This is a genomic window from Cupriavidus necator A5-1, assembly GCF_000744095.1.
Classification (GTDB): Bacteria; Pseudomonadota; Gammaproteobacteria; order Burkholderiales; family Burkholderiaceae; genus Cupriavidus; species Cupriavidus necator_A.
Genome location: NZ_JQLI01000008.1, coordinates 1049326 through 1073512 on the forward strand (window position 1 = coordinate 1049326; position 24187 = coordinate 1073512).

17 protein-coding genes are annotated in these 24187 nt (G+C 67.3%); 7 read left to right on the plus strand and 10 right to left on the minus strand.

Features of this window, described 5'->3' with window-relative positions:
* Window positions 1-51: 51 nt before the first annotated feature.
* Together K307_RS29050 and K307_RS29055 are read left to right on the plus strand one after the other, a co-directional pair.
* A complete protein-coding gene (locus tag K307_RS29050; protein ID WP_042884339.1) occupies window positions 52-930 on the plus strand; it encodes a dimethylarginine dimethylaminohydrolase family protein in 879 nt (292 codons plus the stop codon).
* Window positions 931-956: 26 nt separating this feature from the next.
* Window positions 957-2039: an ornithine cyclodeaminase gene (locus tag K307_RS29055; RefSeq protein ID WP_042884342.1), complete on the plus strand. Its 1083-nt coding sequence runs from the start codon at window positions 957-959 to the stop codon at window positions 2037-2039.
* A gap of 66 nt (window positions 2040-2105) precedes the next feature.
* Here the strand turns inward: K307_RS29055 and K307_RS29060 are convergent, their stop codons facing one another.
* From K307_RS29060 to K307_RS29100, 9 genes are all read right to left on the minus strand, one after another.
* Window positions 2106-2702, minus strand: a complete 597-nt coding sequence (locus K307_RS29060) for a helix-turn-helix domain-containing protein (RefSeq protein WP_022533782.1) — start codon at window positions 2700-2702, stop codon at window positions 2106-2108.
* Window positions 2703-3186: 484 nt separating this feature from the next.
* Window positions 3187-4515: a sigma-54-dependent transcriptional regulator gene (locus K307_RS29065; RefSeq protein WP_042884345.1), complete on the minus strand. Its 1329-nt coding sequence runs from the start codon at window positions 4513-4515 to the stop codon at window positions 3187-3189.
* Complete coding sequence (locus K307_RS29070; protein ID WP_042887522.1) at window positions 4505-6475, minus strand: sensor histidine kinase; 1971 nt, start codon at window positions 6473-6475, stop codon at window positions 4505-4507. Before K307_RS29070 ends, K307_RS29065 begins: the two co-directional genes overlap by 11 nt.
* Window positions 6476-6646: 171 nt before the next feature.
* Window positions 6647-7957, minus strand: coding sequence for a dicarboxylate/amino acid:cation symporter (locus tag K307_RS29075; RefSeq protein WP_042884346.1), 1311 nt, complete (start codon window positions 7955-7957; stop codon window positions 6647-6649).
* A 563-nt stretch (window positions 7958-8520) separates the two neighbouring features.
* Window positions 8521-9486, minus strand: a complete 966-nt coding sequence (gene hutG / locus K307_RS29080; protein ID WP_042884348.1) for a formimidoylglutamase — start codon at window positions 9484-9486, stop codon at window positions 8521-8523.
* Window positions 9483-10781, minus strand: coding sequence for an MFS transporter (locus K307_RS29085; RefSeq protein ID WP_042884349.1), 1299 nt, complete (start codon window positions 10779-10781; stop codon window positions 9483-9485). Before K307_RS29085 ends, hutG begins: the two co-directional genes overlap by 4 nt.
* 82 nt (window positions 10782-10863) lie before the next feature.
* The gene (gene hutU, locus K307_RS29090; RefSeq protein WP_042884351.1) at window positions 10864-12549 is read right to left on the minus strand and encodes a urocanate hydratase; all 1686 of its coding nucleotides are present in this window, start codon (window positions 12547-12549) and stop codon (window positions 10864-10866) included.
* A 962-nt stretch (window positions 12550-13511) separates the two neighbouring features.
* Complete coding sequence (hutC, locus tag K307_RS29095) at window positions 13512-14213, minus strand: histidine utilization repressor (RefSeq protein ID WP_051975218.1); 702 nt, start codon at window positions 14211-14213, stop codon at window positions 13512-13514.
* A gap of 94 nt (window positions 14214-14307) precedes the next feature.
* A complete protein-coding gene (locus tag K307_RS29100; protein ID WP_042884355.1) occupies window positions 14308-17700 on the minus strand; it encodes a diguanylate cyclase in 3393 nt (1130 codons plus the stop codon).
* A 765-nt stretch (window positions 17701-18465) separates the two neighbouring features.
* On the opposite strand from K307_RS29100, the gene K307_RS29105 reads away from it, so the two are divergent.
* The 4 genes from K307_RS29105 to K307_RS29120 all read left to right on the plus strand — a co-directional run bounded on the left by K307_RS29105 (window position 18466) and on the right by K307_RS29120 (window position 22243).
* Window positions 18466-19107 (plus strand): IS607 family transposase, encoded by a 642-nt coding sequence (locus tag K307_RS29105; protein ID WP_042884356.1) that lies wholly within the window; start codon window positions 18466-18468, stop codon window positions 19105-19107.
* Window positions 19088-20629, plus strand: coding sequence for an RNA-guided endonuclease InsQ/TnpB family protein (locus K307_RS29110; RefSeq protein ID WP_051975219.1), 1542 nt, complete (start codon window positions 19088-19090; stop codon window positions 20627-20629). The genes K307_RS29105 and K307_RS29110 overlap by 20 nt, the downstream gene beginning before the upstream one ends.
* Window positions 20630-20850: 221 nt before the next feature.
* Entirely contained in the window at window positions 20851-21255 is a 405-nt protein-coding gene (locus K307_RS29115; protein ID WP_042884358.1) for a nuclear transport factor 2 family protein, read from the plus strand.
* Window positions 21256-21355: 100 nt separating this feature from the next.
* Window positions 21356-22243 (plus strand): c-type cytochrome, encoded by an 888-nt coding sequence (locus tag K307_RS29120; RefSeq protein ID WP_042884361.1) that lies wholly within the window; start codon window positions 21356-21358, stop codon window positions 22241-22243.
* A gap of 3 nt (window positions 22244-22246) precedes the next feature.
* Here the strand turns inward: K307_RS29120 and K307_RS29125 are convergent, their stop codons facing one another.
* Window positions 22247-23311 (minus strand): acyltransferase family protein, encoded by a 1065-nt coding sequence (locus tag K307_RS29125; protein ID WP_042887524.1) that lies wholly within the window; start codon window positions 23309-23311, stop codon window positions 22247-22249.
* 405 nt (window positions 23312-23716) lie between these two features.
* On the opposite strand from K307_RS29125, the gene K307_RS29130 reads away from it, so the two are divergent.
* Window positions 23717-24181, plus strand: a complete 465-nt coding sequence (locus K307_RS29130; RefSeq protein WP_042884363.1) for a (2Fe-2S)-binding protein — start codon at window positions 23717-23719, stop codon at window positions 24179-24181.
* The last annotated feature ends 6 nt before the right edge of the window (window positions 24182-24187 follow it).

Consider the following 24187-nt stretch of genomic DNA (forward strand, 5'->3'; position numbering starts at 1 on the left):
TTCAATCGACCGAATTCTTTCCCAACCGCCATCACGAAAAAAGGAGCCACCGTGATCAACACCCCCACGATCCTGCTTGTCGAGCCGACTTTCTACGACGTGTCGTACAGCATCAATCCGTGGATGGATCCGGCCGCCTGGGCGCGCGACCCGCGCGGCATGCACCGCAGCGCCATGGAGTCCTTCGACGCGCTGCGCGAGGCGCTGGGCCGGGCCGGCTTTGCGGTGGAGGTGGCCGCCGGCGCGCCGGGGCTGCCCGACATGGTGTTCCCGGCCAACGCCGCGGTGGTGCTCGACGGCCGCGCGCTGCTGGCGCGCTTCCGCTACCCGCAGCGGCGCGGCGAAGAAGCCCCGTTCGGGACGATCTTTGGCGCACTGCGCGAGCGCGGCCTGCTCGACGAGGTCGCGCTGCTGCCTGAAGGCTGTTTCCAGGAAGGCGCGGGCGACTGCATCTGGGACGCCAGCCGCGGCCACTTCTGGGCTGGCTTCGGACCGCGCTCGTCGCACAAGGCGGCCACCGCCGTATCGAACTACTTCGGCAAGGACGTGGTGGCGCTGGAACTGGCCACCGAGCAGAGCTACCACCTCGACGTGTGCTTCTGCCCGCTGTCCGGCGGCGAGGTGCTGTACTACCCGCCCGCCTTCAGCGAAGCCGCGCTGCGCGAGCTGCGCGCACGCGTGCCGGCACGGCTGCGCATCGAGGCCACCGCAGACGATCTGCGCCACTTCAGCGTCAACGCGGTCAACCTGAACGACCAGGTGGTGATGACCCGTACCACGCCGCACCTGCGCACGGAACTGGGCCGGCGCGGCTACACGCTGCACGAGGTCGACCTGTCGCCCTTCATGCTGTCCGGCGGTGGCGCGTATTGCATGACGCTGCGGCTGGACCGCAGCAGCGGTCCGGCCATCGCTGCGGCGGCCGCCTGACACCATGGACAGCCAAGGAGACGATCATGAAAGATACCGCCCGGTCGCTGTTCCTCGACGCCAACGACGTGGCCCGCCTGGTCGCCGCCATCGGCGCGCAGGCCGCCATCGTGCAGATGGCCGAGCAGGTCCGGCAGGACTTCCTGCGCTGGCATGCCTTTGACAAGTCAGCGCGCCTGGCGAGCCATTCGGCGCGTGGCGTGATCGAGCTGATGCCGGTCAGCGACGGCGTCCAGTACGCGTTCAAGTACGTCAACGGCCATCCGCGCAACGCGCAGCACGGCATGCCCACGGTGATGGCGTGCGGCCTGCTGGCCGAAGTGGAAACCGGCTTTCCGCTGATGCTGGCCGACCTGACCCTGGCCACCGCGCTGCGCACCGCGGCCACCTCGGCCCTGGCCGCGCGCGTCATGGCGCGGCCCGGCGCGCACAGCATGGCGCTGATCGGCAACGGGGCGCAGGCGGAATTCCAGGTGCTGGCGTTTCACGCCATGCTGGGTGTGCGCGAGATTGCCGCCTATGACATCGATCCGGCCGCCACGGCAAGGTTGATGCGCAACCTGTCAGGCGTGCCGGGGCTGGTGATCCGTCCGGCGGCGTCGACAGAGGCGGCGCTGGCCGGCGCCGACATCGTGTCCACCGTCACTGCCGACAAGACCCGCGCCACCATCCTGACGCCGGCGATGGTCCGTGCGGGCATGCACCTGAATGCGGTCGGTGGCGACTGCCCCGGCAAGACCGAGCTGCATCCGGATATCCTGCGCCACGCGCGCATCGTGGTGGAGTACGAACCGCAGACCCGCATCGAAGGCGAGATCCAGCAGCTGGCGGCGGATGCGCCGGTGACCGAGCTGTGGCAAGTGCTGGCCGGTCACGCGCCGGGACGCGCCACCGCGGACGAGGTGACGGTGTTCGATTCAGTGGGGTTTGCGCTGGAAGATTATGCCGCGCTGCGCTGGCTTTACGCCGCGGCGCACGCGCACCGCGCGGGCAGGGCGGTGGAGCTGGTGGCGATGCCGCCCGACCCGCGCAACCTGTACGGCTGGATGATGGCGCAGGCCGACGGGCAAGCGGGGCTGGCACCGCCGCGCCACGTAGCGGTGGCCTGAGGCCAACGGCAAACAGGGGCCTGCGTGGCCCCTGTTCTCTTGTTGCGCGATGGCGCTGCGCAGGCGTTAGGGGGCGCGCCCCATCATCAGCTGCGCGCGCAGGAAGCCCTTGACCTCTTCCAGCGACGGCGTCTTCAGGAACACCATGATGCCCCAGTGCTGCAGCGCGTCGGCCACGCCGTCATAGGCCTGCCGGTTGGTGATCACCGCAAAGATCACGTGCTGGCTGGCAAAGAAGTTCTGCAGCTTCTCGATGGTGGCCGACTCGTTGTCGTTCAGCTCGTCGACGTAGTAGAGCACCACGCGCGGATGCTCGCTCACAGAGGTGATGACGGTGTCGAGCACGTCGTCGACCACCACGCTCTTGAGCGGCAGCCCCCACTTGCCGAGCTGGCCGTGGATGCGTTGCGCTTCTTGGTGGTTGGGGTGGAACACCACCAGGTCCAGGCCGTGCGGCGATGCCGGTTCGTGGCCGATGCGCGTGGCCAGCAGGCGATGCACGGTTTCCTTGTGGATGCGCCGATGGCCGCCGTTGGTTTTCCACGCGCCGAGTTCGCCGCGTTCGACCATCTTTTGGACGGTGCCCAATGAGACATTGAGCAGTTTTGCCGCTGTACGCGTGCTGTAATAAGGCTTTTCAGCCAGTGCCGGATCCAGTTTCATCCAATCACCCGTAGTCCTGAAGGCAGTCGCGCCAGGAGGGCGTGCGCGGCGCCAGGCACCTGCGCCGCGTGTGTCTCACTGCCAATGGTTGACTGACCCTGTGTCCTGGCCCGCTCCCCGCCGGCCGGACGGCTGTTTGTTATTGATTTAACGTTTTTGTCATTTCCCGGGGCTGCAGCTATTTCCGCAACTTGCATTGCCTCGGGTCCGGATTTGCCGGAAGCCCATAATATGCCGCAAAGGCAAGTCTATAAGTAAGAAAAAACTATATTCCGTCGCACTTTTGTACTTCACCGCACATTTGTCCCGCGGGGGTGTGGGGCAGCGACAGTACGCAGACACCGGAGCGCGGAGGTGGTTCCCCGGCGCGCGCCGCAACGCCCGTGGCCGCTGTCCGAAATTCAGCAGTCGCTGCAGAAATGTCTTGTCATGTCGTGATGGATCGCTGGCAGCGGGAGGATGCAAGGTCAGGTTTACAACTGGCTTACAACCCTTGCAATCCATATTTACGCACCTTGTCGAATAGCGTGGTCTTGGCCACCCCCAGCGCTTCGCTAGCGCGGCTCAGGTTGCCGTCGTGGCGCCGCATGGCGTCGGCGATCAGCGCGCGCTCGAACTGCTCGACCGCCTGCGCCAGCGGCAGGGCCTCGGGTGCGGTGGTGCCGTGGCCCGGGTTGCAGCCCAGCCCCAGTACATGGCGCTCGGCCAGGTTGCGCAGCTCGCGCACATTGCCCGGCCACGGGTAGGCCACCAGCGCGGCCAGCTCGGCTGGGGTGGCCGGCACCGCCTCGCGCCCGAAGCGCAGCGCGGCGTGCGCGACAAAGTGTTCGAACAGCGCCGGCACGTCTTCGCGCCGCTTGCGCAGCGGCGGCAGTTCCAGCGTGATCACGTTCAGGCGGTAGTACAGGTCCGCGCGGAACTGGCCGGCATCGGACAGCAAGCGCAGGTCGGCCTTGGTGGCGGCCACCACGCGCGCGTTGACCGGCACAGGCTGGTTGGAGCCGAGCCGCTCCACCACGCGCTCCTGCAACACGCGCAGCAGCTTGATCTGCAGCGGCATCGGCATGCTCTCGATTTCATCGAGGAACAGCGTGCCGCCCTCGGCATGCTCAATCTTGCCGATGCGCCGTCGCGCGGCACCGGTGAACGAGCCCGCCTCGTGTCCGAAAATCTCGCTTTCGAACAGCTGCTCGGGCAGCCCGCCGCAGTTGATCGCGACAAAGTTGCGCGCCTGGCGCTGGCTGGACTCGTGCAGGCAGCGCGCCACCAGTTCCTTGCCGGTGCCGGTCTCGCCATGGATCAGCACGTTGGCGTCGGTGCCGCCGAGGTCGGCGATCAGCCGGCGCAGCCGCTCGACCGCGGGCGAATGGCCGATCAGGCGGGTTTCGAGTTTCTGGCGTCCCGCCAGCCGATCGCGCAGTTCTGACACTTCCAGCGCCAGGCGGCGCTGTTCCAGCGCGCGCCGGGTGGCGTCCACCAGCTGCTCGGGCGAGAACGGTTTCTCCAGGAAGTCGTAGGCGCCTTGCTTCATCGCCTGCACCGCCAGGCCGACGTCGCCGTGGCCGGTGATCATGATCACCGGCAGCGCCGGGTCGCGCTCGCGCAGTTGCGCCAGCAGCGCCATGCCGTCCTGCCCGGGCAGGCGGATGTCGCTGACAACCACGCCCGCATAGCCCGGCCCGACCTCGCGCAGCGCCGCCTCGGCGCTGCCCACGCCGCGCGTGGCGATGCCTTCCAGGCGCAACGCCTGCTCGCAGCCCAGGCGCACGTCGGCATCGTCCTCGACGATCAGTACGGTCAGGTCAGCCGGCATGGGATGCGTCCTTGGAGGTGGCGTCCTGCGGCGCCAGCGGCAGCACCAGCGTAAAGCAGGCGCCGCCGTCGGGGTGGTTGGTGGCGGACAGGCTGCCGCCACTTTCATTGAGGATGCCGGCCGACAGGGTCAGGCCCAGCCCCAGTCCCTGCCCGGCGGGCTTGGTGGTAAAGAACGGTTCGAACAGCCGCGCAAAGGCTTCTTCCGACAGGCCCGAACCGTTGTCGCGCACGGTCAGGTGGACCATGCCGCCGGCGATGTGCGCGTGCAGCGCGATGCGCGGCCCGGGTTTTCCGGCGACGGCATCGAGCGCATTGCCGAGCAGGTTGACCAGCACCTGCTCGAGGCGGTTGGGATCGCACACCACCGCCAGCGTCGGGTCGATATCGCGCTGCAGTTCGGGCTGGACCGCGTCCACGCGCGTCTGCAGCAGGAACAGCGCGTTGTCCACCCCCTCGGCCAGGCGTGCCTGGCGCTTGCCGTTGCCGGACTTGCGCGCGAACGACTTGAGCGCGCCGGTGATGCGGCCCATGCGTTCGACCAGGCCGATGATGGTGTCAAGGTTGGCGCGCACCGTGCCGTAGTCGCCACGCTCGAGAAATTTGCCGGTATTGCCGGAAATGGTGCGCAGCGCCGCCAGCGGCTGGTTCAGCTCATGCGCGATGCCGGTCGACATCTGGCCCACCGCGGCCAGCTTGCCGGCCTGCAGCAGCCCATCCTGCGCCTGGCGCAGCACGGTCTCGGCGCGGATGCGCTCGGCCACCTCGGCCTGCAGGCGCTGGTTGGCGGCGGACAGGTCGGCGGTGCGCTCGGCAACCTTGCGTTCCAGCTCGCTGTTGGCCGCTTCCAGCGCCGCGCGCGCCGCCAGCCGTTCGTTGACGATGCGCCGGCGCACGTTCCAGGCCGCGCCCAGCAGCAGCACGAAGGCGGTCAGCACGCCCGCCAGCGCGGCGGTGTTGAGCGCGGCCACGCGCGCCTGCGAGGTATTGGTCAGCAGCGTCAGCTGCCAGTCGGTGCCCGGCAGCGCGGCGTGCTGCGCCAGCATCGGCGGGCCGCGGCGCAGGCGCACCAGTTCGTCGCTGCTGCCGCCGTTGCCATTGGCGAGCTTGCGCACCGTCTCCAGCGGCAGCTGCGGCAGCGGGGCGCGGTTGTACTGCAGGCTGCGCGACAGCCGCTCGCGCGCCTCGGCCGACAGCGGGCGCAGCGCGGCCAGCTTCCACGACGGGTCCGAGGCCAGGATCACCACGCCGTTCTCGTCGGTCAACAGCATCTGGCTGTCGGCGCCCTGCCAGCGGTTCTCCAGTGGCTCCAGGCCGATCTTGACCACCGCCACGCCGGACGGATTATAGCGCTCGCCCAGTGGCGCCGACAGGTAATAACCGGATTCGCTGCGCGTGGTGCCCACGCCGTAGAAGCGCCCCAGCTGGCCTTCCATGGCCGAGCGGAAGTAGGGGCGGAAGCTCAGGTCCTCGCCCAGGTAGCTGTCGGGGCGCTGCCAGTTGCTGGTGGCCAGCACCTTGCCGTGCGCATCCAGCACATAGACCACGCGCGTGCCGGCGCGGATATTGAGGGCGGCGAGGTAGTCATTGGCGCGCGCCGCGCGCGCGGGGTCGTCCGGGCGCAGCAGCAGCGCGGCGATGCGCTCGTCCAGCGATAGCAGGCCGGGCACGTAGTCGTAGTGGGCCAGCTCGCTTTCCAGTGCCTGGGTGTACAGGCGCAGCTGCACCTGGCCGCGCTCGGCCTGGCGCGCCAGCGCGGTGTCGTAGCTATAGCGGTAGCCGAGCGCGCCCGCCAGGCCCACCAGCACCGCCAGCGCCAGCAGGGCCAGCAGCGGGGCGGCGCCGCGCAGGCCGTGAGGCAGGCGCGCCAGGCCCGTGGCGCCGGCGGTGCCGGCATCGGACGCTGCATGGGAGGAGGGCGGGCGGGTAGTATCGCCGGGAGGGTGTAGCGGGCCGGTCATCAGGTGTTGGGTAAGGCAGGTGGCATAGCCGCCGCGCCGCAAGCAGGTGGCGAGTGGGCCGGCGCGGGTGCCTACTTTTACCACACCAGGGCGGACAGTTTCTGCGCCGGAATGCAAAAAGGCCCGGTTGCCTCGTCGGCAACCGGGCCTTGGCACGCCTGGCGGACGCTGTTACTTGCCCGCCACGACCTGGACAGATGCTAGGCCGGTGGTGGTATCCGCGACGGGTTCATCCTCCTCGGACGGTACCGGCGCGCCGATGGCGCCTTCGCTTTTGGCGACGACGGCGGTGGCAATCGCATTGCCCAGCACATTGGTCACGGTGCGACCCATGTCGAGTACGTGGTCGATGCCCAGCACCAGCAGGATGCCGGCTTCCGGCAGGCCGAACATCGGCAGCACGGCGGCGACCACCACCAGCGAGGCGCGCGGCACGCCGGCGATGCCCTTGCTGGTGATTAGCAGGACCAGCAGCATGGTGATCTGCTGGGTCAGCGACAGCTGGATGCCATACACCTGCGCCACGAACAGCGCGGCAAACGAGGTGTACATGATCGAGCCGTCCAGGTTGAACGAGTAGCCCAGCGGCAGCACGAAGTTGGTGATGCGCTCCTTGACGCCGAAACGGGTCAGCTGGTCGATCACCTTCGGGTAGGCCGATTCGCTGCTGGCGGTGGCGAAGCCGATCATCAGCGGAGCGCGCATCTGCTTGAGCAGGCGGAACACGTCACGGCCCAGGAAGAAGTAGCCGCCGGCGACCAGCGCGACCCACAGCAGGGCCAGCGCCAGGTACAGGCTGCCCAGCAGCTTGGCGTACACGGCCAGCACGCCCAGGCCCTGCGCGGTGATCACCGCAGCGATCGCGCCGAACACGCCCACCGGCGCGAAGGCCATCACGTAGTTGGTGACCTTCAGCATCACGGCGGCCAGGCCCTCGATGGCTTGCAGCACGGGCTTGCCGACGCCGTCCTTGACGGTGCCCAGTGCGAAGCCGAAGAACAGCGAGAACACCACGATCTGCAGGATCTCGTTGTGCGCCATCGCCTCGGCAAAGCTCTTGGGGAACATGTGGGCGATGAAGTCGCGCAGGTTCAGCGCGCCGGTCTTCAGGTTCGAGGCGGCGTCTGCGGCCGGCAGCGGCAGGTTCATGCCGTGGCCCGGTTGCAGCAGGTTGGCCATCACCAGGCCGAGCAGCAGCGAGGTGATCGAGGCGGCGACAAACCACATCATCGCCTTCAGGCCGATGCGGCCCACGGCGCGGCCGTCGCCCATGCTGGCGATGCCGGCCACCAGCGTGGCGAACACCAGCGGCCCGATGATCATCTTGATCATCCGCAGGAACACGTCGGTCAGGATGGACAGGTGGTCCGCAATCGATTTGGCGGTGGCGGCGTCCGGCGCCATGTTGTGCGCGGCGGTGCCGACCAGCACGCCGAGCAGCATCGCAATGAAGATCAGGGTGGGCAGTCGATTCAGTTTCATCGTGGATCAGGCCTGTGCGTCCATTCCCCGGCGAGTATTGATGCAGGGGACGGGCGTCTGTATTGCGGGATGGCTGGACGGCGTTTGGGGCGCCGGGCCGGCCGTGTGTTTTGTCAGCGCGGCAACAGGTGCCTGCGGCTCGCCTGGGCGGCGATGTGGGGGGTGGGCAAGGCGGGGTCAGTCATGTGTTTCCTCCTTTGTTTTTTGGCATGGGCCGGGACGCTGGGAAACGTGCCGGCCGACCTGTTGGGCGCTGTTAGCGGCGGCCTATATTGCACGCGCCGTGCCAGCTCGAAGGGGTCTCGGCTGCCCTACAACTTGTTGAATTCAAAGGGGAAAATGATGTGCTTCCGGCGCACAGTTCGGGAATCCGGACTGGGGCGCGAGGGTGGTGTTCGGAAACCCGAACGGCGTTCTAGGTGTTAACCCGCGAATTTGCGCGAGCCTGGCACGCGCGGTTGCCTGTCGGAGCGGAGGGGAAAGTGATGTTTGAGGCGCCCCAACCGGGGCCGCCGGAGGCGGTGGCGAGGGGCCTGGGGACGGCTAAAAAGGAGGGGTTTGCGCTAGCCGCCGAGCAGCCGATAACACAGCCGCGCCGCCACGCGCGCACTGCAGCCGTCGCGGTCATAAAGGGGATTGAACTCGGCGATATCGGCCACGCGCAGCTTGCCGCTGTCGCGCAGCCGCGTGGTGACGGCTTCGACCACGGCGAGCGGCACGCCATAGGCCGCCGGGGCCGAAACGCCTGGCATCACGGCCGCGGGCAGCACATCGAGGTCGATGGTCAGGTAGACGTGGTCGGCGTCGGCCACCCACTCGTCCAGCGTGGCCAGGCGTGCGTCGAGGTGCCGTTCCTGCATGTCGACATCCTCGACATAGTGCACGCCCAGCGCATTGGCGCGCGCGAACAGCGCGGCGGTATTGCCGAGCCGGCTCACGCCCAGGCAGGCATAGTCGAAGCGGTCGCCGCGGCGCAGGCAGTCCGCAGCGATTTGGTCAAACGGCGTGCCCGAGCTGCCGGGCCGGCTGCTGCGCAGGTCGAAGTGCGCGTCGAGGTTGACGATCAGTACGCGGCCGCGATCGCCATGCGCATCCAGGTGTGCGCGCAGCCCTTGCCACGTGCCCCACGCCACTTCGTGCCCGCCGCCGAGCACCAGCGGGAACGCGCCCGCGGCCAGTTCGGCGGCGACCGCTGCGCCCAGCCGCTGCTGCGCGTGTTCCATCGCATCGCCTTCGCAGCCGATATCGCCACCGTCGATCAAGCGGCCGATGCCGTGGGCCGGCACGCCGGCGAGCGCGCGGCGGATCTCGCGCGGGCCGCCGGCGGCGCCGGGGCGGCCCTGGTTGCGCAGCACGCCGGCATCGCAGCAAAAGCCCAGCAGCACCGGCACGCCCGCCTCGCGCGCCGTGGCGCGCCCGGCGACGATCTCGAACAGCCGGCGGGTGTCGCCCACCTCGCCGGCATCGCGGCGGCCGCGCCAGACCGTGTCCGGTGCCAGCGGCGCCGCCAGGGTTGCAAGCTCGCTCATTTCAAGCGGCGCCCCAGCGTTTCCGGCACCATCGCCAGCCCGATCAGCGACACCAGTCCGCAACCGATCACATACAGCGCCGGCGCATTGGCATCACCGGTGATCTGAATCAGCCGGGTCGAGAAATACTGCGCAAAGCCGCCGAAGATCGCGATCGCCACGCAATAGGCGATCGACAGCCCGGTGGCGCGCAGGCGCTGCGGCAGCACCTCGCTGACCAGCACCATCGAGGCCGGCGCGGTCATCGACATCGGTACCGACAGGCAACCGACCACCAGCAGCAGGCGCGCCAGCGACGGCTCGGCGTTGATCAGCACGAAGGCGGGGTAGATCATCACCAGCAGCGCCACGCGCGACCACAGCACCACGGTCTTGCGGCCGATGCGGTCGCTCAGCCAGCCCGCGAACGGCGACAGCACCACCTGCACCAGCGCCGCGACGCAGGCGGCCCAGATGCTCAGTGACAGCGGCATCTTGAGCACGCTCACGGCGTAGTTGCTGATGTAGTAGACGACGATATAGGTGGAGGAGGCCAGGCCGATCATCAGGAGGATGCTGGCGATGACCTCGCGCCCGTGGCGGCGCAGCAGCGGCCATTGCGCGGCGTGCTCGCCGTGGCGCACTGGCGTGGCGGTTTCTTCCAGCCGGCGGCGGATCACCAGGCCAACGGGAATGACCAGGATGCCGATCAGGAAGGCGAGGCGCCAGCCCCAGGCTTCCAGATCGGCCGGCGCCAGCACATTGCTCAGCACCAGGCCGGTAATGGCACCTAGCAGCGCCGCCAGACCCTGGCTGAACGGCTGCCACGCGGTGTAGAAGCCGCGCGTGCGGTCATCGGCGTATTCCAGTAGCAGCGCAGTCGACGCGCCCATTTCGCCGCCGATGGCAAAGCCCTGCACCAGCCGTGCCACCACCACCATGATCGGCGCCAGGATGCCGATCTGCGCGTACGGCGGCGTCACCACGAAGATCAGCGAGCTCAAGCCCATCAGCCACAGCGTCAGCGACACGGCCGGCTTGCGCCCGGCGCGGTCGGCGTACATGCCGATCAGCAGGCCGCCCAGCGGGCGCATCAGGAAGCCGACGCCGAAGGTGGCGAAGGACATCAGCAACTGCCCGGTGGGATTGTCGACGGGGAAATAGAGGCGGCCGATCAGCGTGGCAAAGAAGCTGTAGACCACGAAATCGTAGAACTCCAGGCCGTTGCCGATGGTGATGGCGGCAATGGCGCGCGCGCGTGACAGCTGCGCCTGCGGCGCCGCGACCGCCACGCCGGCGGTGGTGTCGATGGACATGGGTGTCTCCGTAAAGGAAATGGAGTTGGCCGGGCGCGCTCGGCGGCCCGGCTCGGCACAACGGCTCTTGTCGGCCGCGGGATCAGTCGCGCAATGAGTTACGCAACATCGGCAGGTCCAGGCCCTGCTCGCGCGCGCAGTCGACGGCGATCTGGTAGCCGGCGTCGGCATGGCGCATCACGCCGGTGGCGGGGTCGTTGTGCAGCACGCGGGCGATGCGGGCGGCAGCCTCGTCAGTGCCGTCGCACACGATCACAACGCCGGAATGCTGCGAGAAACCCATGCCCACGCCGCCGCCATGGTGCAGCGAGACCCAGGTGGCGCCGCTGGCGGTATTGAGCAGCGCGTTCAGCAGCGGCCAGTCCGACACGGCATCCGAGCCGTCCTGCATGGCTTCGGTCTCGCGGTTGGGGCTGGCGACCGAGCCCGAGTCCAGGTGGTCGCGCCCGATCACGATCGGTGCCGACAGCTCGCCACTGCGCACCATCTCGTTGAATGCCAGGCCCAGCTTGGCGCGCAGGCCCAGACCGACCCAGCAGATGCGCGCAGGCAGGCCCTGGAAGCTGATGCGCTCGCGCGCCATGTCGAGCCAGCGGTGCAGGTGCTCGTCATCGGGGATCAGTTCCTTGACCTTGGCGTCGGTCTTGTAGATGTCCTGCGGATCGCCCGACAGCGCGGCCCAGCGGAACGGGCCGATGCCGCGGCAGAACAGCGGGCGGATATAGGCGGGCACGAAGCCGGGGAAGTCGAAGGCGTTGGCCACGCCTTCTTCCTTGGCCATCTGGCGGATGTTGTTGCCGTAGTCGAAGGTGGGCACGCCCATCTTCTGGAACGCCAGCATGGCTTGCACGTGCGCGGCCATCGAGGCCTTGGCGGCCTTGACCACCACCGCCGGTTCGCGCTGCGCGCGCTCACGGTATTCGTCCCAGCTCCAGCCGGCGGGGAGGTAGCCGTTGAGCGGGTCATGGGCGCTGGTCTGGTCGGTGACCATATCCGGGCGCACGCCGCGGCGCACCAGCTCGGGCAGCACTTCGGCGGCGTTGGCGCACAGGGCGATCGAGATCGCCTTGCCCTGCGAGGTGTAGCGGTCGATGCGGGCGAGGGCGTCGTCCAGGTCGGTGGCCTGTTCGTCGACGTAGCGGGTCTTCAGGCGGAAATCGATGCGGCTTTGCTGGCATTCGATGTTGAGTGAGCAGGCGCCGGCCAGCGTCGCGGCCAGCGGCTGCGCGCCGCCCATGCCGCCGAGGCCGGCGGTCAGCACCCAGCGGCCCTTCAGGTCGCCGTTGTAGTGCTGGCGGCCGGCTTCGACGAAGGTTTCGTAGGTGCCCTGCACGATGCCCTGGCTGCCGATGTAGATCCAGCTGCCGGCGGTCATCTGGCCGTACATGGCCAGGCCCTTGGCGTCGAGTTCGTTGAAGTGTTCCCAGTTGGCCCAGTGGGGGACCAGGTTGGAGTTGGCGATCAGCACGCGGGGGGCATCGCGGTGGGTTTGGAACACTCCGACGGGTTTGCCGGACTGGACCAGCAGGGTCTGGTTGTCTTCCAGGCGGGTGAGGGCTTCGACGATGCGGTCGTAGCATTCCCAGTTGCGGGCGGCGCGGCCGATGCCGCCGTAGACGACGAGTTCTTTCGGGTTTTCTGCGACCTCGGGGTCGAGGTTGTTCATCAGCATGCGCAAGGGGGCTTCGGTGAGCCAGCTCTTGGCGGTGAGTTTGGTGCCGCGGGGGGCGCGGATTTCGGTGTCGCGGAAGCGGGTGGGATTGGTCACGAAGTGCTCCTTTGGGGCTTGCTGTGCATTGGGCGGCGCGGTGGTTTTATCGGCGGCGCATAGGCATGTATAGTCTTGTATATACAAGTATGGATGAATTGGGGTATTCCCGGATGTGGGGGAGGGATTTGGATGGTTTTGGGCCGAGGCGTGCGCTGCGGCTAACATCTTGGCGATGCTCGACGGCACGCGCAGCTGGTGACATGTTGTCGTTGTTGAACCGCTCTGTTCCGCCCTCCTGGGCGGGTCACTTTGTCCGAGCGACAAAGTAACCAAAAACGCGTCGCCTGCGGCTGGCCTTTATCAAGGAGGCGGCGTGGGGGGTTCGGGCGGCGGTGATTTCCGATTTTATGTGGTCAGCCGTTCGAGCCTGCTACGCCAGGTGAGTGACAGTGCCCTTGCGAAGGCCCACTGTTGAACGATCCCCATGCAGGGCGTAGGCCGCCTCCTGACACGGGCATCGCGTCAACGCCTACGGCTGCGCTGCGCGCGGCTCATCAGCTGGGGGCGAGGCGCTCGCGCAGGGAAGTGCGTCGCTGCGCTCGCAGCGACGACGCCGGTCACGGGCTCAAGAACCATCGCTGGAGTAGAACGCGGTCGGTGGGTCAGCCACCATTGGACGCCGCGCGAAGCGCAGCCGAACGCGTTGATGCGATACGGTGGTAAGCAGGCGGCCACCACCCTGCATGGGGATCGTTCAAAAGCCGGTCGACGCAGGCACCGTCACTGACTCACCTGGCGTAGCAGGGTGGAATCGCGACCGCGCCTCACGGAAACCAAAGCCGCCTATACGACCAGAAGCGCCCCCTTGATAGCCAGCCGCTCAGGCGATGCGCTTTGGGTTACTTTTGTCGCTCGGACAAAAGACCCGCCCAGGAGGGCGGAACCAAGCGGTTCAACAACGACAACATGTCACCAACAGCGAGGGCTGTCGAACATCGACACACAAGACCGCAAAACCGCTAAGACGTAAACCTCCCCTCCAGCCGATGCAACGACCCCGGATGCACCAACCGCACCGAAGTCACCACCCGCCCCGCAGACCACGTCCGCCGCCGAATCAACAAACAAGGCTCGCCTCGCTCGATGTTCAGCAACGCGCATTCCTCGGGCAACGCCAACACGGCCTCTACCACATGCTCCCCTTCAGTCAACGGCGCAACACGAGAGAGATACTGATAGGGCGTTTCAAGCGTGAAATCCTGCTCCAGATAATCCGGCGCCACCGCAGCATTGACATACCGATCCTCCAACTGAATCGCCACATCATCCTCGTAATGCACGATCATCGAATGAAACACCCGCTGATCCAGCGCCACATCCAAAGCCGCCGCCTGCGCCGGCCCGGCGCGTTCCTCTCCCAGACTGATCACCCGCGCCCGATGCCGATGCCCGCGTGAAAAAATGTCATCGGCAATATTGTTGACCGCATAAAGCGCAGTCCGCCGCTTGGGCTCGGCCACAAACGTCCCAACCCCCTGCAACCGCACCAACATCCCCTCCGCCGTCAACTCCCGCAACGCGCGATGCACCGTCATCCGGCTCACCCCAAGCGCCTCCACCAGCTCCGTCTCCGACGGCACGCGATGATGGGGCGGCCAGCTACCGTCAGCAATCTTGCTGCTGATGTGCTGCTTGACGCGCGCATAAAGCGGCGCCGGCATAGAGTCGGACACGAGCGACAACGGGTTCCCCTTGGATAGGCGAGGTAGCGAGAGCCGCCGAATTTATCACGCCGCGCCAGCAGCCCCGCCGCCGTCAGGACATCTCCACATCCCGCGGCCCACACGACTGCAGGAACGCATCCAGCGGCTCCGGCCGCCCGATCGCATACCCCTGCGCATAATCGACGCCGATCGCGCGTAGCGCGTCGAGGGTGCGTTCATCCTCCACCCACTCCGCCACGGTCAGCACGCCCAGCCGGTGGCCGATATCGTTGATCGCGCTGACGATCTCGCGGTCCACCGCGTTATCCACCAACTGCCGGATAAAACTGCCGTCGATCTTCAGGTAATCCACCGGGAACTGCTTCAGGTACGCGAACGACGACAGCCCCGAGCCGAAGTCATCCAGCGACACCGTGCAGCCCGCGCGCCGCATCTCCAGCACCAGTCGGTTGGCCGCGGACATGTTGTTGATCAGCGCGGTCTCGGTGATCTCCAGCCGGATGCGGCTGGCGGGCAGCGCGCTCGCTTCCAGCTCGGCATGCAGGAAGGGCAGCAGGAACGGCTCGCCCAGCGAGTTGGCCGACAGGTTGATCGACACCGACAGCCCCGGCACTGCGCGCAGCCGCTCGCCGTAGCCGCGCAGCACGTGGTGGATCACCCAGCGGTCGATATGGCCCATCAGGTCGTAGCGCTCGGCCGCGGGGATAAAGGCGCCGGGCATGATCAGCTCGCCGTGCTCGTCGACCATGCGCACCAGGATCTCGATGTGGCGGGGTTCGCTGCCCTCATCGGCATCCTCTGGCTGCAGCGCGCGGATCTCCTGCGCGAACAGGCGGAAGCGGTTGGCTTCCAGCGCGGAATGGATGCCGGCGGCGATTTCCAGCTCGCGGTGATGACGGCGCGCGTCGCTCTCGTCGCGGCGGTAGACCGAGACGCGGCTGCGGCCGGCGGCCTTGGCGGCGTAGCAGGCCACGTCGGCGCGGCTCATCAGTTCGCTGACCGGCGGCACGTCGAGGTCGATCGCGGCGATGCCGATGCTGGCGCCCACGTCGTAGACGCGCCCCTCCCACGGGAAGCGGCGGCCGCGGATGGCGTCGATCACGTCCTGGCACACCTGCTCGGCCTGGTCCACGGTGCAGTCCTTGAGCAGCAGCGCGAACTCGTCGCCGCCCAGGCGCGCCAGCACGTCGTCGGGCCGCACGTGGTTGCGGATCAGGTAGCCCAGCTCGCGCAGCAGCACGTCGCCGGCGCCGTGGCCGGCGGTGTCGTTGACGATCTTGAAGCGGTCCAGATCGATAAAGCACAGCGCAGCGCGGTGGCCCTGCAGCCGCGCGGCATCGCAGGCCTCGCGCAGGCGCTTCTCGAACCAGGTGCGGTTGGGCAGGCCGGTCAGCGCATCGTGCATGGCCGAGCGCGCCAGCTCGCGCTGCAGCGCGCGCGCGGTGGTGATGTCCTGGAACACCAGCACCGCGCCCAGCACCTCGCCGCGCGCGGTCAGCACCGGCGCGGCCGAGTCCTGCACGTCGTGGCGCTCGCCGGTCAGGCTCTGTAGCACCGCGCCGTCCTGCAGGTAGGCAGGCACGAGCGTGCGCAGGCAGGCCTCGACCGGGCTGGGTATCGCGTTGCCGGTGGATTCGTCGACGATGCGGAAGACCTGCTCCAGCGGCAGGCCGGTGGCGCTGGCCATGGTCCAGCCGGTCAGCTGCTCGGCGATCGGGTTCATGAAGGTCACGCGCATGGCCGCGTCGGTACAGATCACCGCATCGCCGATCGAGCGCAGCGTGATGTGCAGGCGTTCCTTCTCTTCGAACAAGGCCTCGGTCAGGTGCCGCTGCTCGGTGATGTCCCAGTTGGTGCCGACCAGCGCGTATGCGATGCCGTCGGCGTTGCGGGTAACAGTCGCCATCGCGCGCACGTGGCGCACCTCGCCGCCGGGACGCACGATGCGGTATTCGGTATCGAACGGGGCGTCGCCGCGGATGGCCTGGCGCATCTCGCCCCTGACGCGGTTGACGTCCTCCGGATGCAGCATCTCGATCCACTGGTCCACCACCGGCGCACCCGCGGCGGGATCGGTGCCGTGCAGCGCATGCATGCGTGCGTCCCAGGTAATGCCGGCGCTGGTGAAGTCCCATTCCCAGATGCCCACGCCGCCGGCTTCCACCGCCAGCTGGATGCGGCGCGACAGCCGTTCCAGTTCTTGCTGCGCAAGCTTGCGGGTGTGGATGTCCTCGACCTGCGTGATGAAATGCTGCGGCTCGCCGCTGTGCTCGTCGCGCACCACCGATACCGCCAGCAGCGCCCAGCGGTACTGGCCGTCCTTGTGGCGGTAGCGCTTTTCCCGGCGGTAGGACTCGACCTCGCCCGCCAGCAGGCTGCGGGCCGCGCGCAGGTCGTCGTCCAGGTCGTCGGGGTGGGTGATCTGCTGGAAACTGAGCTCGCACAGCTCGTCCGCGCTGTAGCCGAGCAGCTCGGTCAAGGCGCGGTTGACGGTCTGCCAGCGGCCGTCCTTGCCGACCAGCGCCATGCCGATCGCCGAATGCTCCATCGCCTGACGGAAGCGCTTGTCGCTACGGCGCAGGCTGGCGGCGCCCTGCCGGTTCTGCTCGGTCAGGTAGGCGATGCAGACCGGGAACACCATGATCACCGCCGCCGACAGCGGCACCGGCACCGGCTCATGGCCGTGGGTGGCGAGCATCAGCACCTCCATGCACAGCGTCGCCACCAGCGTCAGCAGCGCGGTGGCGAACGGGTTGCCGGCCAGCGCCACCAGCACCAGCGGCAGCGACATCGCCGCGAACGGGTCGTGGCCCTGCCACTGGGCGAAGGCGCCGAAGCCGAGGCTCAGCGCCAGCAGGCCCGCCTGCGGCGCCAGCAGCGCCCGCGCGAAGGCGGCACGCACGCGCGCGGCCGTCATCGACAGCATCATCGGCAGCAGCACCGCCATGCCCAGCGCGCTGGACTGCCACCAGGTCCACCACACCGGCGCAAAGGGGCTGCCATAGGCATGGGCGACGACCGCGGCGCCGGCGCTGGCGCCCAGCGCCGGCGCCAGGATCCCGGCCACCGCCAGCATCACCGCGAAGGCGGCCAGCGGGCCATGGCGATCGAGCCCGGCATGCCGGTCCAGCAAGCGCAGCAGCCCGGCGGCGCACAGGATCTCGAACAGGTTGGCGCCGGACAGCATCAGCGCGGTGCTGAGGCTGTCGCCGGCGGCGTGGTTGGCCAGCACGCCGGCGGCCAGCATGCCCGCCAGCAGCCAGGGCCCCTCCGCGCGCGGGCGATGCAAGAGCAGCCCGAGCCCGAAGGCATTGGCCAGCCAGATCGCCGCTACGGTGCCGGGCAGTCGCGCCAGCCAGAGGCCCGCCGCCGCCAGCACGAAAAAGCCGGTGCCCGCCAGCAGCAATTGCTGCCAGCGGCGGCGCGGCGGGGCGGGGAGGGCGGTGGCGGCCTGGTGGCTCGGTGGGGCCGTGTCGGGCGTCATGGACGGGAGTGGTGCAAAAGGCGGTGATGATGGGTTGGGAGGAGTCGGCACGGTCGGCGCGCCCGGGCGGCTTAGGCCGCCGGCCGCGCGCGGACGCACTGCCGGCCAGCGTAGAGCGGAATGTAACGGAGGTGGGGGGCTCGCCATAACAGGGACAGCGGGCAGGTGGGGGCGCTATTTGCCACTGGTGTTCAGGGCGATTTTTTGGTAGGAGGTGGTTCGAGACGACGCGAGGGCTGGCAGTTGCGCGGATCATGCCAGTGGTGGATGCCGATCGGGGAGAAATCAACAGTCATGTGTGCCGGCTTTCAGAAAACTGAAAAGCACGCAGAACCTCTTTGGGAACGCGCGTGTTCCGGGCTCGAACCTGGATCGTGCAACCTGGCGGTACGAGGTCTCGCCAGTGGTGACCTGGAACAGCTCGCTACGCTGGCTTATGCGGCCTTCGCACGTACGGTAGATAGCGCACCGCGGCAGCTATGGGCCCGCAAGATTTCGGCCATCGTAAGCAATGGGTATGGGACCTTTCTGCCAACGGCCTCCTTCGTTGCGGAACTGCCTTCCGGAGAATTGGCTGGGACTGTTCTCGCCACTGATTTTCCTCTCTACAAAGGCCCCGTCATCGCGCTGATCGCGGTCGCTCCGGGGGCGCAGCACAGTGGCTTGGGCTCCTACTTGCTGTGCGGCTGTATCCGGGCGCTTTCTGATAGGGGCAAGTGAGCAGCCCCTTGTAAACTGCTTATAGGTGCGTAATTATGATCACCCATGAGCATACTTGCTAAAGTTACGATGAAGGAGGCGTGCGCGATGCTGGGCATCCACCCTGGCACGCTTCGCCGATGGGAGTTCGACGGGAAGATCTCCGCCGATCGGACTCCGGGTGGTCATCGTCGCTATAATTTGACCGCTCTAATGGAGTTGGCCGGCAAGAAGGTCGAGGAAGCAGAGCGCGGGCGTACTACGCTCGCCTATGCGCGCGTTTCCAGCCACGACCAGAAGGCCGATCTGGAGCGTCAGTGCCAGGTGCTGGAGTCGTTCTGCGCTGCGAAGGGATGGCCCTTCGAACTCATCCGGGATCTCGGCTCCGGCATGAACTATGAGATGAAGGGCCTCAAGCAACTGCTCAAACGTATCTGTGCCGGAGGCGTTGATCGGCTTGTCATCACACACAAGGACCGGCTCTTGCGATTTGGTGCAGAGCTCGTTTTTGCTCTGTGCGAGCAATTCGGAACGGAAGTCGTCATCATCAATGCCAAAGGCGATTCGACGTATGAGGAGGATCTTGCCTGCGACGTGCTTGAGATCATTAGCGTCTTTTCGGCGCGCCTCTATGGCAGCCGTTCCCACAAGAATCGTCACGCCATGAAAGCCCTGAAAGAGGCTGCAGATGCCATTCAAGAGGGCTGATCCCAGCACTATCCAGTTCGCGAGGAAGGTCCGTCTGGTGGTGGACGCTGATGCTGCGGGCAAGCTCGACGGGCAATCCAAAATCTGCAACTGGCTATGGAATCGACTCAAGGACGAAGTCGAGACGCGCATGGCGGAGTTGTCCATCGTCGGCGGCTATGGCTATCTTGATGAGGCGCGAACCAAGAAGCTCCTGTCGGAGGTCTATTCCGAGATCGGGCTTCGCAACCTCGTGCCGCCGCTCAAGGAGCGTCATCCGTTCTTGCGCTGCGTGTTTTCTTCACCGCTGAAGAATGTCGCGCTGCGCATGGCCAAGGCCATTGCCTCGCATCGAAAGTCGAAGAACGGACAGCGCTGCGGCCCAGACGTGGGCTGGGTCAAGTACAAGGCATGGGCCAAGCACTGGATGAGCCTGGAATACGACGAGCCAGGCAAAGGCTGGAATGTTTCCCAGTTCGGTTGGCTCAACCTATCGTTCGGCGCGAACGCGCAAGGACAGCGGCTGTCGCTGCGCCTGAAGATGGAGAAGACACCCAAGGAGATCGCGAGCGCTCGCACTTGCCGGATCGTCCGCGAGGGCCGCGACCGCTATTTCGCTGTGTTCACGTTCAAGGGGCAGAAGAAGGCCAGGCAACGCGGCACGCGCGTGGTCTACATCGATCCGAACCTGAAGAACTTTGGCTACGCTCTGGATACTGAGGGGCGCGCCTTCGAATTGTCCAATCTTGAGAAGTTGAAGGAGTCGGAGCGCATTCTCGATCGGCTAACGAGTCTGCGTGACCGGTGCATAGCAAAGTCGCTGTGGGTAGATACCGTCCACGGCGATGGCACGGTGTCGACGCATTGGCGTCCCAGTCGCCGCTGGAAGGGTTTGGACGACGCTGTGGAGCGAATGCAAACCAAAGTGCGAGAACAGAAAAAGCACTTCATGTATTCGCTGGCGAACCAGCTCTGCAGGCACTACGACGTGATTGGGATCGGCAACTACGTGCCGGAGAACACCAACCACGGCAAGGGCCGCAAATACAACCGCGCGGTAAGAAACAGAACGATGCACGGTGCATTCAAGGACATTGTCTCGTGGGTCGCGACGCGCTCCAGAAAGCATGCGCTGGTGCTGGATGAAACCGGCACCACGCGAACGTGCCATGCGTGTGGTCACGTTGTCGAGGGCGGGATAGCGCCCGCAATTCGGGAGTGGGATTGCCCGGGCTGCGGCACCTGCCACCTGCGCGACGAGAATGCCTGTCAAAACGGTCTGCGGCGGCTGCTGACGCAAGTCGGCGAGGCTGTGGACTGCTCCCATCTGCCCTGCTCGGGCCCCGTTCAGATTATCGGGCGGTGTGATTGGCGATTCCATCCGCAAGGATGGACGGGAGTCCCGAGAGGGAGCGCCAATGTGAATTCAATGCGCCTGCCGGAGTACCGGCAGCGAATGCGCGCGTTACCGCGCGCTCGGGTTGGTGACCGCGCGTCCAAATCTGCAAAGACGTCGCCATCAGCGATGCGTAGGCTTGCTTAGATTTGGAAGAGCGGCTTTCCCTTCTGCCGAGCTAGGATTTCGCCCGGCAATGTGACCTCGCAGCAGCTCTTCCGCAAGCTTGGCTTCGAGCTTCGCAGTTGCCCCCAGTAACCCCGCCAATAACCTCACGGGTAATCGCGCCGCGGTGCCGCCGCGACCATCATGCAGCCATGGCCTGACGCCAGCCTTTCAGGATTCCCAACCAAGACCAGGAGAACGCCATGTCCGCTGCCATCCAAGCCCAAGCCACCCCCGCTGCCGACCACGCCACTCTCGCCGACCGCTACCTCGCCGCCTGGAACGAAACCGATGCCGCGCGCCGGCGTGAGCTGATCGCGCTGGCGTGGACGGAATCGGCAAGCTATGTCGATCCGCTGATGCGCGGCGACGGTCATGCCGGCATCGACGCCATGATCGCCGCGGTGCAGGCGAAATTCCCCGGGTTCCGCTTCACCCGCGTAAGCCCGGTCGACGCGCATGGCGAGCACCTGCGCTTTACCTGGGAGCTTGGCCCGGCGGGCGAGCCCGCGCTGGTGGTCGGCACGGATTTCGCCTCCGTGTCGGCCGACGGCCGGCTGGCGCGCATGACCGGCTTTATCGACCGCGCCCCGGCCGGGCTGGCCTGATCGGAGCGAGCCCCGCCGCTTAGTGTCCTTCCCCACAGACAGCCCCCCGGTCCCTGGCTGCAAGCTGCTGAATCCAGGGCGGGCGGACAGGGGAAGGGAAATGGCGCGTTTTCTGCGAGTGGCGGCGTTGGGGCTGGTCGGCACGGCCGTGGTCGTCGCTGCGGCGGCTTATGCCGCGGTGTGGGTGGGCGAGCGCAAGGCGGCGCGCATCGTGCCGGTAAGGGTGACGCCCGTGGCCTTGCGCGAGGACCCCGCATCGATCGCTCATGGCAAGTACCTGTATGAATCGCGCGGCTGCATGGAGTGCCATGGCGCCGGCGCTGGCGGCAAGCAGGTGTTCGACGATCCGAGCGGCCTGAGCGTGCGCGCGCCCGACCTGACGAGCGGCAATCCCCACATCGCTGGCTACCGGAACGTTGACTGGGTAAGGAGCATCCGGCACGGCGTGGCGCCTTCGGGGCGTCCGCTGCTGATCATGCCGAGCGAGGACTACAACCGCCTCAGCGACGAAGACCTGGGGGCGCTGGTGGGATACCTGCGCAGCCTGCCGCCGGGCATGGGCGCGCCGGCCGATATCCGCCTGCCGTGGATGGTGCGCGCGCTCTATGGCGTAGGCGTGGTGCGGGATGCGGCGTCCAAGATCGACCACAGCCTGCCGGCGCAGCCTGCAATGGTGCCGACGGCCACGGCGCAGTACGGCGGCTATGTCGCCAATGCCTGCCTGGGTTGCCACGGGCACGATTTCAGCGGCGGCAAGATCCCCGGGGCGCCGCCGGACTGGCCGCCCGCGGCGGACCTGCGACCGGTCTCGGGCGGAGCGATGTCGCGCTACGGCCAGGCCTCGGCCTTTATCGAGATGATGCGCAGCGGCAAGCGGCCCGACGGCACGCAGCTGAGCCGCGTGATGCCGTTCGATTCGTTCGGGCGCATGAACGATACCGAGCTGACGGCGCTGTATCTCTACCTTGCCGGCATGCCGCGCAAGTAAGGCTCACCCGCGCGCCAGCCGCCGGCCGGCGGCGATGCCGGGCAACTCGACCCAGCGGTGCAGCAGCAGCGCCAGGCCCAGCGCCAGCGCCGCGTCGATGGCAAAGCGCAGCAGCTGCAGCCCGGTCTGGTCCGGCGTCAGTTGCGGCATCAGCCGCTTGACGCCTTCGATCACCGTGGGGTGGGTCAGGTAGAGCGCGAACGACAGCTCGCCCAGCCACACCAGCGCGCGCGGCACGCGCAGCACGCCGGCGTGCTCGGCCGCCACCACGCCTGCCAGCAGCAGCGCCGCGGGCAGGCCGCGGCCGATCAGGCTGAAGTCCGGCCCGACCAGCGGCAGCGACAGCGCGAACGCCGCGCCGCCGGTCGCCAGCATGCCCAGCGCGATCGCGGGCGTCAGCAGGTGGCGCCAGCGCGCATAGGCCCAAGCCAGCAGGCAGCCCAGCAGGAACTCCAGCACCAGCGGGTTGCTCGCCATCGCCAGCCACGGCGAGGCAAACGGGTAGCCCTGCGCGGGATCGCCCACCAGCGTCCCGAAGCGCCACCACGGCAGCACCAGCGTGGCCAGCGCGAACAGCGCCAGCACCACCAGCAGCGCGCGCCGCCCGGCCAGCAGCAGGCCAAGCGCAAAGGCCCCGTAGAACGCCAGCTCATAGTTGAGCGACCAGCCCACATACAGCGCCGGATAGCCGTAATAGGGCGCCTGCGCGGTGGAAGTCGGCAGGAAGGCCAGCGATGCGGCGAACGCCGCCGGCGTCACCGGGTTGAGCAGCAGCGCATGGATCGCCGACATGGTCCAGTACGGCGGCGCCAGCCGGAAGCCGCGGCGGATGAGGAAGCTGAGCGGGCGCTCCGGCGTGGGCCGGGCCAGCACCGCGACCCACGCGATGATGAAGCCGCTGATGACGAAGAACACATCGACGCCGACATGGCCGCGCTTGATCACGTTGTCGGTCAGCCAGCCTAGCACCGGCGCGTCCGGGCCGCCGAGCGCAAGGCCCGAGTGGAAGACCACCACGAAGGCAGCGGCCAGTCCGCGCAGGGCCTGGATGCTGTCGAGCCGTGTGATGGCGGGGGACTGGGTCGCGTGTGCACGGACTGCGGATCGGGCCGGCGGTGACGAGGCCTGCGGCGTTGATGCGGTGCCGACCCGGGGAAGGTGGTGTTCTGGAATAGTTGACGGCACTGTTTCAGCGTGCGGAATCAAAAAGTGTTGAATCCATGACTGACAGCGGCCCGTTGCACAAAGTTCGGGCAAATCGGCGCGGGGCGCAGGGTAGGGCGCATCGCGTCCGGCAAGGTGACCGAAATTGCACTATCCTCACTTGTCCCTTGCGCCAGGCTGTGGCGCACGGGCCGTGCCCCCGCCACCCCTTGCGCAACCCACGGCGCCGCTTCCCGGCGTTGATTGTGTTGGCCGGGGCACCCGTAAGAAGGAAGAACAAGCGGGCAACGTACCCAAGGAGTGTCCCCCATGACCACCCTCAATATCAACGTCAACGGCAAGACCCGTGAAGTCGACGTGGACCCGTCCACGCCGCTGCTGTGGGCGCTGCGTGACAACCTCGACATGACCGGCACCAAGTTCGGCTGTGGCATGGCCGTGTGCGGTGCCTGCACCGTGCATATCAACGGCCAGGCCACGCGCAGCTGCGTGACCCCGGTATCGGCCGCCGCCGGCGCGCGTATCACCACCATCGAGGGCATCGCCACCGACAAGGTCGGGCGCGCCGTGCTCGACGCGTGGATCAAGCACGATGTCGCGCAATGCGGCTACTGCCAGAACGGCCAGGTGATGAGCGCCATCGGCCTGTTGCGCACCAAGCCGCGGCCCAGCGACGCTGACATCGACCAGGCCATGGCCGGCAACCTGTGCCGCTGCGGCACGTACCAGCGCATCCGCGCGGCGATCAAAGACGCCGCCCGTGCGCTGGCCTGAGCGGGA